The organism is Herminiimonas fonticola (genome assembly GCF_040395855.1).
In the GTDB taxonomy this organism is placed as follows: domain Bacteria; phylum Pseudomonadota; class Gammaproteobacteria; order Burkholderiales; family Burkholderiaceae_D; genus Oxalicibacterium; species Oxalicibacterium fonticola_A.
This window is the reverse complement of record NZ_JBEBPO010000080.1, coordinates 1-11,408: the sequence shown is the minus strand read 5'-3', so window position 1 is coordinate 11,408 and position 11,408 is coordinate 1. Positions and strand designations below refer to the sequence as shown.

The following is an 11,408-nucleotide window of genomic DNA, read 5'->3' as shown; positions in this document are numbered from 1 at the left end:
GCGAGGTCGGTGCCAGCGGTTCGCTCTCGTACACATCCAGTGCAGCAAAGCCGGGGCGGCCTTGCTCCAGTGCAGTCTGCAATGCGTCCGTTGCTACCAGTTCGGCACGGCTGGTGTTGACGAATAAGGCTGACGATTTCATCCGCGCCAGATCATCGGCAGTCACGATGCCGCGCGTTGCATCGTTCAAGCGCAAGTGCAATGAGAGCACATCCGCCTTGCTGAAAAATTCTTCCTTCGATGCTGCCGCCTGATAACCGTCTTGCACTGCCGCTGCGCGACTTGCATCGCGGCCCCACACCAGCACGGTCATGCCGAAAGCCTTCCCGTAACCAGCCACCATGCGTCCGATACGGCCATAGCCCCAGATACCCAGCGTACGGCCTTTCAGCACGGTGCCCAAGGTATTGCGTGCCGGTGAAGTAGACGCGATTTGCCACAAGCCATCTTTCAGGTTGTTCACGTATTGCGGCAGCTTGCGCATCGCCGCCATGATCAGCGCCCAGGTCAATTCTGCCGGCGCAGTCGGATCACCTACACCTTCGACTATCGTGATATTGCGTGCAGCGGCTGCACTCAAATCGATGTGGCCGCTGACCTTGCCGGTCTGCGAAATCAATTTAAGCCTGGGCAATTTTTCCAGCAGCGGCCGCGACAATGCCGTGCGCTCGCGTATCAATACCAGCGCTTCGAAATCCGCCAGCCGGATTGCCAATTGCCCGACACCACGTGCGCTATTGGTAAACACTTTGACTTCGTGGCCGTCGAGCAGCGAGAAACAATCGAGCTGGCGCACGCAATCCTGATAATCATCGAGGATGGCGATTTTCATGCAAACACTCCGGGTAATTGGTGATGTTATTTTGCGCAAGTGCGCTCATGCAACGGTTTATTCTACGCGCCCAATATACGGGTATTGGGATGCAGCTCGTCTTTACAGGCAATACTTTTGACGCAGTAAAGAACTGTTCAACCTGCGACGATCGACGCCTCAGCTGCCACGCTGCCTGCCTGTTTCGCCTCCACTTTTGCGCGTATGCGCGCCCAAATCCTGTCGTGCAAGGGCAGCAGGGCTACATTGCAGATCGGCTCCACCACGGCGGCCACACCGCCGATGGCAACCGAACCGGTCATCACGTACATCAGCCCGAACGCCACGCCCATATGCAAACAGATTTGACTGGTAGTTTTCGCTGCAGTAACCATGATGAGAACCCTTTCTTTTTAAACTATTGCGCCATGAAGCAAATGATAATGCCTCTCATTAATTAGGTAAAATTGATTTATTTTAATAAATTAATAGCGAATAGCTATATTCAGGGATCATCAATTCGACAGCGGTTTTTGCCGCCACACGCCATGTGCCAGCGCATCAATTGCAAAACAGGTCGCCCACACCAGCCACACGCTCCACAGATTGTGCGACAGGAAATGCGCACCACGCGCCATTTGCACCAGACTCATTACCGTGCCGAACAACAGGCCGACAGCGAGTATCCAGCGCGCAAGTTGCGGCTTGCGTTCGCGCAAAACGAAATAACCGGCACTCAGGGCAAAACCGCCGGATGCATGGCCGCCCGGCCAGCATAATCCGGGACCGGCCAGACTGCCTATCGGGCCGAATAATGGAAACCACTGCGCCTGACCGCCAAAGACATTGATATCCCACGGACAGGAATGCACGCTGGCGCCTTTCAGTGTTTGAATCACGAATGCGGCGCAGCCAGCCATTAGCACAAACAGCAGCAGGGAACGACGCCAGGGTCGTAACACCCGCACCCAGTTGCTCGCCAGCGTCAGGACGATGCAGATCACCCAGATCCACACGGTCATCGACTTCAGCACGGCATGTCCCCACAACTCCAGCGACTGCGAATCGCGCAAGGGGAAATGCTGCGCGACAGGATCGAAGAACTGCTGCGCCAGCCAGAAATCCAGCGCGCCGTTACGCGCAATCCAGGTGAACAGCAAACCGGATATCAGCAATCCCAGCAGGTTGATGCAGGCAAAACGGCGATAAGATAATCGGCACTGCGTTTTCAATTTTTCTTTTCCCGCAAACGAATCAAGCCTTCCTGCGCCACCGTTGCCATCAATACGCCATGCTGGTTGTAGACATGCGCAAAGCACAGTCCGCGCGCACCCGATGCATTCGGGCTTTCCATCACGAACAGCAGCCAGTCATCCATGCGCAGCGGCCGATGAAACCAGATCGTGTGATCGAGACTGGCGATCTGCAGGCGCGGATCATCCATCCGGATGGCGTGCGGTTGCAGCGCCGTCCACAGCAAACCGTAATCGGAGACGTAGGCAAACAGGCTTTCATGCACCAGCGCATTGTCGGTCAGCCGCATCGGCGCGCGCGTCCACACCTGTCGCGTCGCAGATGCCAGTTGGCCGCCGAAAATATTGTCATCGCGATTGGTACGAAAATCCACCGGTGCCGGCTGGAAGGAGCGACCGATGGAAATGCCGCGCTCCTGCCAGATTTTCAGACTGGAGGGCAGCGTTTCCGGATCGCTCATGGCCGGCGCCGGTTTCTGATGCGACAGGCCTTCTTCTGCCGTCTGGAACGAAGCCGACATCACGAAGATGCGGCGTCCTTCCTGCGTTGCCACCACACGGCGTGTGCTGAAGCTGCCACCATCGCGCACGCGTTCGACCTCGTATTCGATCGGCAGTTGATGATTGCCGGCCAGCAGAAACATCGCATGCATGGAATGCGGCCGGCGTTCCGGCACCGTGATGCCGGCCGCATACAGCGCTTGCCCGAGCGCCTGACCGCCGAATACATTCGGACTACCCATGAAATGACTTTGCCCGACAAACTTGTCCGCGTCGATTTGCTGCGGCGCCAGCAGGCGGATGATTTCTTCAGTGTTGTATAAGTCCTGATCCAGCATCGGATGCGTCACCTGTGAAAATGTCGTTTGCGAAATTTGACTTTATGCCTGCCAGACATCGGCCACGATTTCATACGAACGTACACGCGCCGCATGATCGAAGATCATCGTATTGATGATGATCTCATCGGCTTGCGTGACATCCAGAAACGTCTGCAACTTTTCTTGCACGGTCGCTGCCTTGCCGATGATGGACGCGCGCAACATCGACTCAACCGAAGCACGTTCGTGCGGCAGCCATGCATCGTCCATACTCTCTATCGGCGGCGGCAATTTTCCCGGCGTGCCGCGCACCAGACCCAAATGCATTTGCTGCTGCGAAGTGGCAAGGTGCCGCGCTTCTTCATCAGTATCGGCGGCAAAGATATTCACGCCTACCATCGCATACGGTTTGTCCAGAGTCTGCGAGGGCTTGAAGGTTTGTCGATACAGCTGCAGCGCGGTCAGCATATAGTCAGGTGAAAATTGACCGGCAAATGCAAACGGCAAACCCAGATGCCCGGCCAGCTGTGCGCTGTAGCTGCTTGAGCCCAACAACCAGATTGGAATATCCATCCCGGCGCCGGGAATCGCCTGCACCCGGATATGATTGCCTTCCGGCTGCAGGAATGCGCGCAGCTCGTTCAACTGGCGCGGAAATTCGCTGCCGTCATCGCTGATCTCGCGCCGCAATGCACGCGCCGTCGCCTGATCCGAGCCGGGTGCACGGCCCAGCCCCAGATCGATACGTCCGGGGTAAAGCGATTCCAGCGTACCGAACTGTTCAGCCACCACCAGCGGCGCATGATTCGGCAACATGATGCCGCCGGAGCCGACACGTATCGTCGAGGTGCCGCCGGCCACGTAGCCGATCACGACGGCGGTTGCTGCACTCGCAATGCCCGGCATGCTGTGATGCTCGGCCAGCCAGTAACGGTTATAACCCCGCTTCTCTACGCGCTGTGCCAGATCGAGCGAGCGATGGAAGGCATCGGCCGGCGTGCCGTCCACCAGAATCGGCGATAAATCGAGAACGGATAAAGGCGTGTTTTTCAAGGATTTCATTTACGGCAATCTGTTAGGCAGGCAATAAGCAGCAAAAGCAACAGGATAGCGTGAATCGGCAATTTGAGCCGAAGCCCGCCCAGGCTGAAAATCGGCCGGCCGTCTTCATCACCCCAGCGCGCGTAAAACCGATGCTATTTTGCGCAACATCACATTCTTTTTACAAAAGCAGCCGACAAGACCTCATGTAAATTTTTCAAACGCAACGCGGTACTTCCCTGTTTCCCACAAATAAGCCTTACCCCGCAAGGATGCGTTTACTACAATGGAGCGACACCACCCACTTTCCGGAGGTCATCATGTTTTTTACCCGTACTATTCTTGCATCCCTGTTTCTCGCGACGCTATTGATCGGTTGTAAAAAAGCAGAAGCCCCGCCGACACCGAAACTGGATAGCGCTACCGGGTCTGTCACCCTGCCTGCCGGTTCCATGCCGACCACGGATAGCAAACTGCCTAACCCGACCGGCACCTCCGATAGCGGCAGCGCCTATGGCTCTACACAGACCGAATCAAAGAATTGACGAAGGAGCATCAGCAGCGATGCCCTTATCCGGACAAGCCGACAATCACTCCACACCGATCCGGTCGGACAGAAAAAAGGTTTGCCGTTCGTGATGACTAACCCGCGCTGACAATAGCGCGGGTTTTGTTTGAGCAAGCAGAAAAAAGGTCGCATGCACGGTACCGACATGTCTGCAAAAAGCGCGGAAAATTAAGCCAGCAGGCGGACGGTAAATTCGGTGCCGACACCTTCCTCGCTCTTCACCGTAATCGTCCCGCCGTAGCGCGCAACCAGCGTATAGCTGATAGACAGACCGAGTCCGGTACCGCCTTGCCGCTTGGTGGTGAAGAAGGCATCGAAGATGCGCGCCTGGTCTTCCTTTTTAATCCCCGCGCCAGTATCGATCACGTTGATGGTCACGCCGCGCGCACCTGATTCATCAAGCCAATCCCTGCTTTCTATCGTCAGGCGACCGCCATTCTTCATCGCATGGACGGCGTTCGTAAACAGATTGATCAACACCTGCTGCAACTCGCCGCGATTGATTTGTACTGCCAGCGTGGCGTGCCGATTGTGCACTACCTCGATGTTGCTCTGGTTGAGCAGATGGCGCACCAGCACCAGCGAATCCGCCACCACCTCATCCACCACAATCGCTTCCACATAGCCGGCAAACTCGCCTGGACTGGCGAACTGCAGCAACTTGGTGACGATGGTATTGATGCGATGAATCTGCTGATCCATCAGGCGCAATTCGCCTTCCACCGGTTTGACGGCGACGCCCAGCGTATCGCGCAGCACATCCAGATTGCCTTGCAATACCGCTACCGGATTGTTGATCTCGTGCGCCACACCGGCAGTGATTTCACCAATCGCCGCCAGTTTCTCGGCCAGCACCAGCTGCTGCTGCGCCTTGATCAGCAGCTTGTTGGTTTTCTCCAGTTCGATGGTGCGCTCTATTACCTTGCGATCAAGTTGATCGCCCCACGCCTTCAGTTCGGCATTCTGCTTCTGCACCGTATCCAGCAGCTCATCCAGGTGATGCGACAGGGTGCCCAGCTCATCGCGCGTCTGCGTGCCGCCGGTGCGCGCAGACATATTGCCCTGCTCAACCTCTGCCATCGTGCGCTTCATGCTCGTCAGCGGGCCATAGATATCGCGCGCCACACGCAGGGAAAAATAAACGCCGCCAATACCGATCAGCGTGAAGACTCCGGCGAGCAACGCGATCGCCGTTTCCTTGGCTTGCCGGAAGGGCGCCTCCAGATAGCCGACATACAACATGCCGACGCGATTGCCGAAACTGTCGCTGATCGGCTCATACGCCGAGATATACCAGTCGCTCACGACGAATGCGCGATCCAGCCAGGTCTTGCCATCGTTGAGTACATAGTTGCGCACGATTTGCGAAGCGCGCGTACCCAATGCGCGCTTGTTGCCGAACAGGCGCACATTGGTAGCGATGCGCACATCATCGATAAACAGGGTTGCCGTACCGCCGCTACCTTCCGGCAGCGAACCATCGGCATACACCAGGCTGTTGATGGTATCGACAAAATCAAGGTTCTGGTTCAGCAGCGTGCCGCCTTCCAGCACGCCCATCAGCGTGCCATCCGTATCGCGGACCGGCGTGGTCGAATGGATGACCATGCCGCTTTTCTCCGCCGTCTTTTTGGTCGGTGTGGCGTTCGGCGTATTGACCAGTTCGATATATGCCTGCCGCACCGCCTTGTCGCTGATTGCGCTTAATTGTTCTTCTGAATAAATATCGATCCCGGTTGACTTCTCTCCCAGCAACGATGAGCGCACTACCGGCCAATTCGCATTGCTGCTACCGAGCGTGCGACTGGTGCCGCTTGACGATGCCAGAACACGGCCATTCATATCGAGCAGGTTCAGAAAATCGAGTCCGAGCGTCTGTTTTTTTTCCAGCAGCATTTTTTGCAAACTGGCGTGATCGCCGTCGCGCACGCTCATGACAAAGGGATGCGACTCGCCAAGACTGGAAACATCAAGCCCGATCTTTTCCCTGACATGAATGAAATACTCGTGCGCCACCGTCAAATCGCTGCTGACCTTGAATGTAAGCAGGCGGTCGTAATAGGCAACGCCCCAGTACGAAATCAGCGAAAACAGAATCGGCAACACGGTGAGAAAGGGCACCAGTGCCACCAGCAACAGCTTGGTGCGCACCGATGTATTGACGAGAAAATGCAGCCCGAATGTCTTCTGCAAAATGCGACGCACGACAGACAATTTCTTACACTCCCCACTCGGCGCATTTGCGCTCGAGGGTTTTGCGGGAAACGCCGAGACGGCGTGCAGCTTCGGTCTTGTTGCCGTCTGCCTCTCCAAGTATTTTCAGAATGTGCTGCTTCTCGATGGCTTCCAGCGAGACGTCGCTACCGCTATCGATGGCAATGGATTTACTGTCGCTGGCAATGTCGGAAATACTGCCAAGTATCAGCCAGCGTTCGATCAGATTGCGCAACTCGCGTACATTGCCTGGCCACGAGTGCGTTGCCATCGATGCCAGCAATGCGCTATCCGGTTGCTTGGGTGGCAGGCCCAATTGCGGCGCCAACTGGCGCACAAAATACGCCGCCAGCGCCGGAATATCGTCGGTGCGTTCGCGCAGCGGCGGCATATGCACCTGCACCACATTCAAACGGTAATACAGGTCCTGGCGAAAGCGGCCTTCCTGCACCGCTTCTTCGACATTGCGATTGGTCGCTGCGATCACCCGGACGTCCACCGGGATTTCGCGTTCGGCGCCAACCGGGCGAATTTTTTTCTCTTCCAGCACGCGCAATAGTTTGACCTGCATGGCCAGCGGCAATTCGGCCACTTCATCCAGGAACAGCGTGCCACCCTGCGCATAAAAGAACAAACCTTCGCGCGAAGAAGCCGCGCCGCTGAATGCGCCTTTGACGTGCCCGAACAATTCGCTCTCGATAATATCCGGCGCCACTGCACCGCAATTGACCGGTACGAAATGATTGCCGGAGCGGCTGCTCAGATAATGCATGCCACGCGCGGCAATCTCCTTGCCGGTACCGGACTCACCGGTAATCAGCACGGTGCTGGATACGGTTGCCAGACGCTTGATCGTTTCACGCACCGGCTGCAAGGCAGCCGAATGACCCACCAGCCCATCCACGCCAAAATCGACATGCGAATCCAGCTCGCGCCGCAAGATGAAATTCTCGCGCCGCAAATGGGTACGATCGAAACAGCGTCCGATCGCGCTCAGAATCTGATTGACGCGAAACGGCTTCAGCAGAAAATCTGCGGCGCCTGCACGCAGGGCATGGATTGCCGTTTCCAGATCGGCAAAGGCGGTGATCAGAACCACATCGTTGTGCAAGCCGAGCGCACGAATTTCATGCAGCCATTCGACACCGGATTTGCCGGGCAGTGAATTATCGAGAATGATCAGGTCGAAATGACGCAAATCCAGCAGCACGCTGGCTGCCTCTACAGAGTCGACTGCTTCCACCCGTCTGCAACGGCCATCCAGTGTGCGCTGCAGGAAACTGCGCATGCCTGGTTCGTCATCAACAATGAGGATGGATTGATCTTGCCAACCGCCGAATGCTTCGACAAAAGGTTCGTCTGTTTCAGTATGGATATATTTTGCAGCAGTCATGTCGAATTCTAAGTTGGATAGCTGCAGGCAATGCATGATTCTTTTTTGTATCTGTGCATTTGATCGCTCCACCTGTCGGTTTGTTTCACCGTATTCGGCGCAGACACTCTGCATAGTAATTGAAATAACAAAAAAGCGAGGCCGGTGAATGCCTCGCTTTTTTCATTGTTGCGCAATCTTAATGAAACAATGCCATCGCTTTCTGCATGGTCGACGACACACCCCATGCCAATGGAATGATCACGTAAGCCCAGAATATGACGACGATAATCGGACTGCTAGGCTTGACCTCTGAATGATGGGTAGACATAAATATTCTCCTGTTATTTGCTCATGGGGCGTTCAATTTGCGCCGACTGGCTGCATGCCGGATGGGGCGTTCGACCGCACGGAATCATCGGCCATATGATGTTTGGCTTCGACCGGCTTGATGAACAGATTGCAGATAAAGCCGAGTACCAGCAGACCTGCCATGATGTACATCGTTACCTCATATGCCTGGCCCTTCGGCACACCATGATTGATCTGGTATTCGCGGATGTAATTGACCAGCACCGGACCGAACACACCCGCTGCCGACCATGCCGTCAACAAACGGCCGTGTATGCCGCCGACAAATTTGGTGCCGAACAGATCGGCCAGATAAACCGGCACGGTAGAAAAGCTGCCGCCGTACATGCTGACAATGATGCAATAGCACATCACGAATAGCGCAACGCTACCTACATGACCGGCATACGGTACGCAGGCATATAGAATCGCACCGAGAACAAAGAAGGTGTAATAGGTATTTTTGCGTCCCAGATAATCCGAGATCGACGACCAGAAGAAGCGGCCACCCATGTTGAACACGCTCATCAAACCGACAAAACCGGCAGCAGCAGCGACCGTCACTTCGCCCTTGAAGGTTTCCTGAATCATGACCGATGCCTGTCCGAGCACACCGATGCCCGCCGTCACGTTCAGGCACAGCACCAGCCACAACAGATAAAACTGCGGCGTCTTCATGGCCTGGTCGATATGCACATGGTTACGCGTGATCATCTTGTTCTCGACTACAGGCGGAACCCAGCCAGCCGGTTTCCAGTCAGGCGCAGGAATGCGGATAGCCAGCGCACCGATCATCATCGAAATGAAATACAGCACACCCATGACGATGAAGGTTTCCGTCACGCCGACCGAAGTCGCCGATTTGAAATGACCCATCAGGAAAACCGACAATGGCGCACCAATCATCGCGCCACCGCCGAAACCCATGATCGCCATACCGGTTGCCATACCGCGCCTGTCAGGGAACCACTTGATCAGCGTGGACACCGGCGACACATAACCGAGGCCGAGGCCGATACCGCCCAGCACGCCGTAGCCGAGATAGACCAGCCATATCTGATGCAGGTGCACACCCAGCGCCGAGACCATGAAGCCCCCACCGAAACAGCAGGCAGCAACAAACATCGTCAAACGCGGGCCGACTTTTTCCAGCCACTTGCCGCCGAAGGCAGCAGCCAGGCCGAGGAAGACGATAGCAAGACTGAAGATCCAGCCCAGCGTCGTGAGTTTCCAGTCCTCGGGAGCCGGACTGTCGATACCGATTACCTTGGAAAGCGGGCCGTTGAATACGCTAAACGCATAAGCCTGCCCAATACATAGATGAACCGCCAACGCCGCCGGCGGCACCATCCATCGATTGAATCCCGGACCGGCGATGCTTCTTTCGCGCGTAAAAAAATCAAGCATATGAATCTCCTTTGATCATGTTGCGGCAACGTAGGCCGCAACGTTTTATTTATGAGTAATGCGCACACATGAAATAGGGTGAAATTTTTCACCTGGGGTTTCATTAGGCAATCCACATGCCAGATCAAAATCGGAACTTAAGTCGATGATTTATAAGGATTCACACAAATACGAACGAGAGGAATCGCGACAATTTGACCGGCCATAGCGACAATTTGACCAGGGCTCCGCGCTCGAGCAAGCCCTGGACTTTTCTTTTGGCGAGTGGAGCGCCAGTTATTGCGTCTGGCAAAAGGCCATTCCACATCGATAAAGAATTTCGCAGAAGGCAACGCACATCTGTCTACGAAGTCGGGAAAAGAATCTTGCGCATCGTCAAGGCCGCAATTGATGAAGCGCTTGCCAAATCAAGCGAGCAACTGTTGCTGTCGCTGGCAAAACTGGGCGATCGTTTTTCCTTGCACCCTGCATCGCGCTTCCCTTCTACCCGCGCCCATGTGAAACTGTCGTCATCATCAAATAAATGAAAGACAGCATCATGGCAAAGAAAGAGGAAGAACTGGATCCGGAAACACTGGCGCTCATCAACTGGTGCATAGAAGTCGAAGGTTTTCTGGTGGCCGGCGGCGCAACGGTAACCGAGGCACAAGATCACATCGAAGAACAGATTGAATGGTTTACCGATCAGTTCTACGATGGTCTGACGCCGGAGGAAGCAGCAAAAGAAGCGCTGGCCTGATGCCGGCCATGCCTGCTCCCCGCATCAACACGGTTTTTCCAAACAAAAAAATGCCGACGCTCTTGTCGAACGTCGGCATTAAGTGACCACGCGTCTGCCGGATCCGGTCATCCGGCAGACGCGCTGCCAATTGCGCTTTTTTTATTAAGCTTTCCTGTTAAGTCTTTTTGTATTTGGCTGCCTCTTCCGAGCCCCTGGTTGCGTTACCGTCGCTGTACGAGTGCGCACCGACGCCAGCCAGTTTTCCGCCCTGCACGATCAGATATTCGTCACGAATAGGGCGGCCTTCAAAATAGCATTCCAGAATTTCGCGTGTCCCTGCGGCATAGCGTGTCTGCGCAGTCAGGCTGGTGCCGGAAATATGCGGCGTCATGCCGTGATGCGGCATGGTGCGCCACGGATGGTCTTTGGGCGCCGGTTGCGGGAACCAGACGTCGCCGGCGTAACCGGCAAGCTGGCCACTCTTCAGTGCGGCAACAATCGCATCGCGATCGCATAGCTTGCCGCGCGCGGTATTGATGATGTAAGCGCCACGCTTGAAATTCTTCAGCGTTTTTTCGTTGATCATGTGTTCCGTTTCCGGATGCAGCGGGCAGTTCAGCGTCACCACGTCGCAGACCTTGGTCAGGCTTTCCAGCGTGCTGTGATAAGTCAGGTTGAGTTCTTTTTCAACTGCGGTCGGCAGGCGGTGACGGTCCATGTAATGCAACTTGACGTCGAATGGATGCAGCAGACGCAGCACGCGCAAGCCGATGCGACCGGCGGCAACAGTACCTACGCTCATTGCCTCCAGATCGTAGGAGCGCGAGACGCAATCAGCAATGTTCCAGC

The 11,408-nt window shown here is 55.5% G+C and carries 13 protein-coding genes; 3 read left to right on the top strand and 10 right to left on the bottom strand.

Annotated elements, in window-relative coordinates; all coding sequences use genetic code 11:
- The 5 genes from ABWP27_RS10125 to ABWP27_RS10105 form a co-directional block, all read right to left on the bottom strand.
- On the bottom strand, positions 1 to 832 hold an 832-nt coding region (locus ABWP27_RS10125; protein WP_353156186.1), incomplete at its 3' end, for a D-2-hydroxyacid dehydrogenase family protein.
- A gap of 137 nt (positions 833 to 969) precedes the next feature.
- Entirely contained in the window at positions 970 to 1,206 is a 237-nt protein-coding gene (locus ABWP27_RS10120) for a DUF2061 domain-containing protein (RefSeq protein WP_353156184.1), read from the bottom strand.
- 120 nt (positions 1,207 to 1,326) lie between these two features.
- Positions 1,327 to 2,043, bottom strand: coding sequence for a phosphatase PAP2 family protein (locus ABWP27_RS10115; RefSeq protein ID WP_353156181.1), 717 nt, complete (start codon positions 2,041 to 2,043; stop codon positions 1,327 to 1,329).
- Positions 2,040 to 2,903, bottom strand: coding sequence for an acyl-CoA thioesterase (locus tag ABWP27_RS10110; RefSeq protein WP_353156178.1), 864 nt, complete (start codon positions 2,901 to 2,903; stop codon positions 2,040 to 2,042). The genes ABWP27_RS10115 and ABWP27_RS10110 overlap by 4 nt, the downstream gene beginning before the upstream one ends.
- Positions 2,904 to 2,945: 42 nt before the next feature.
- Positions 2,946 to 3,947, bottom strand: a complete 1,002-nt coding sequence (locus ABWP27_RS10105) for an LLM class flavin-dependent oxidoreductase (RefSeq protein ID WP_353156175.1) — start codon at positions 3,945 to 3,947, stop codon at positions 2,946 to 2,948.
- A 299-nt stretch (positions 3,948 to 4,246) separates the two neighbouring features.
- Here ABWP27_RS10105 and ABWP27_RS10100 point away from each other — a divergent pair, with 299 nt between their 5' ends.
- Positions 4,247 to 4,471 carry a hypothetical protein gene (locus ABWP27_RS10100; RefSeq protein ID WP_353156172.1) on the top strand — a complete coding sequence of 75 codons (225 nt, stop codon included), beginning with the start codon at positions 4,247 to 4,249 and terminating at the stop codon, positions 4,469 to 4,471.
- Positions 4,472 to 4,662: 191 nt separating this feature from the next.
- On the opposite strand, the gene ABWP27_RS10095 is transcribed toward ABWP27_RS10100, so the two are convergent.
- The 4 genes from ABWP27_RS10095 to ABWP27_RS10080 form a co-directional block, all read right to left on the bottom strand.
- Positions 4,663 to 6,699 carry a sensor histidine kinase gene (locus ABWP27_RS10095; RefSeq protein ID WP_353156169.1) on the bottom strand — a complete coding sequence of 679 codons (2,037 nt, stop codon included), beginning with the start codon at positions 6,697 to 6,699 and terminating at the stop codon, positions 4,663 to 4,665.
- A 13-nt stretch (positions 6,700 to 6,712) separates the two neighbouring features.
- Positions 6,713 to 8,101, bottom strand: coding sequence for a sigma-54-dependent transcriptional regulator (locus ABWP27_RS10090; RefSeq protein WP_353156166.1), 1,389 nt, complete (start codon positions 8,099 to 8,101; stop codon positions 6,713 to 6,715).
- A 178-nt stretch (positions 8,102 to 8,279) separates the two neighbouring features.
- A complete protein-coding gene (locus tag ABWP27_RS10085) occupies positions 8,280 to 8,411 on the bottom strand; it encodes an MFS transporter small subunit (RefSeq protein WP_353156163.1) in 132 nt (43 codons plus the stop codon).
- A 32-nt stretch (positions 8,412 to 8,443) separates the two neighbouring features.
- Entirely contained in the window at positions 8,444 to 9,838 is a 1,395-nt protein-coding gene (locus tag ABWP27_RS10080) for an L-lactate MFS transporter (RefSeq protein ID WP_353156160.1), read from the bottom strand.
- 365 nt (positions 9,839 to 10,203) lie between these two features.
- Between ABWP27_RS10080 and ABWP27_RS10075 the strand changes: the two genes are divergently transcribed.
- Together ABWP27_RS10075 and ABWP27_RS10070 are read left to right on the top strand one after the other, a co-directional pair.
- Entirely contained in the window at positions 10,204 to 10,365 is a 162-nt protein-coding gene (locus tag ABWP27_RS10075) for a hypothetical protein (RefSeq protein ID WP_353156157.1), read from the top strand.
- A gap of 11 nt (positions 10,366 to 10,376) precedes the next feature.
- A complete protein-coding gene (locus ABWP27_RS10070) occupies positions 10,377 to 10,577 on the top strand; it encodes a hypothetical protein (RefSeq protein ID WP_353156154.1) in 201 nt (66 codons plus the stop codon).
- Positions 10,578 to 10,734: 157 nt separating this feature from the next.
- Here the strand turns inward: ABWP27_RS10070 and ABWP27_RS10065 are convergent.
- Positions 10,735 to 11,408: NAD-dependent formate dehydrogenase (locus ABWP27_RS10065; protein ID WP_353156152.1), on the bottom strand; the 674-nt coding region annotated here is incomplete at its 5' end.

Coding starts and splice junctions, on each gene's coding strand:
- ABWP27_RS10090 (WP_353156166.1), bottom strand. CDS start 8,101: ATGACTGCTGCAAAATATATCCATACTGAAACAGACGAACCTTTTGTC.
- ABWP27_RS10100 (WP_353156172.1), top strand. CDS start 4,247: ATGTTTTTTACCCGTACTATTCTTGCATCCCTGTTTCTCGCGACGCTA.
- ABWP27_RS10120 (WP_353156184.1), bottom strand. CDS start 1,206: ATGGTTACTGCAGCGAAAACTACCAGTCAAATCTGTTTGCATATGGGC.
- ABWP27_RS10070 (WP_353156154.1), top strand. CDS start 10,377: ATGGCAAAGAAAGAGGAAGAACTGGATCCGGAAACACTGGCGCTCATC.
- ABWP27_RS10085 (WP_353156163.1), bottom strand. CDS start 8,411: ATGTCTACCCATCATTCAGAGGTCAAGCCTAGCAGTCCGATTATCGTC.
- ABWP27_RS10110 (WP_353156178.1), bottom strand. CDS start 2,903: ATGCTGGATCAGGACTTATACAACACTGAAGAAATCATCCGCCTGCTG.
- ABWP27_RS10080 (WP_353156160.1), bottom strand. CDS start 9,838: ATGCTTGATTTTTTTACGCGCGAAAGAAGCATCGCCGGTCCGGGATTC.
- ABWP27_RS10105 (WP_353156175.1), bottom strand. CDS start 3,947: ATGAAATCCTTGAAAAACACGCCTTTATCCGTTCTCGATTTATCGCCG.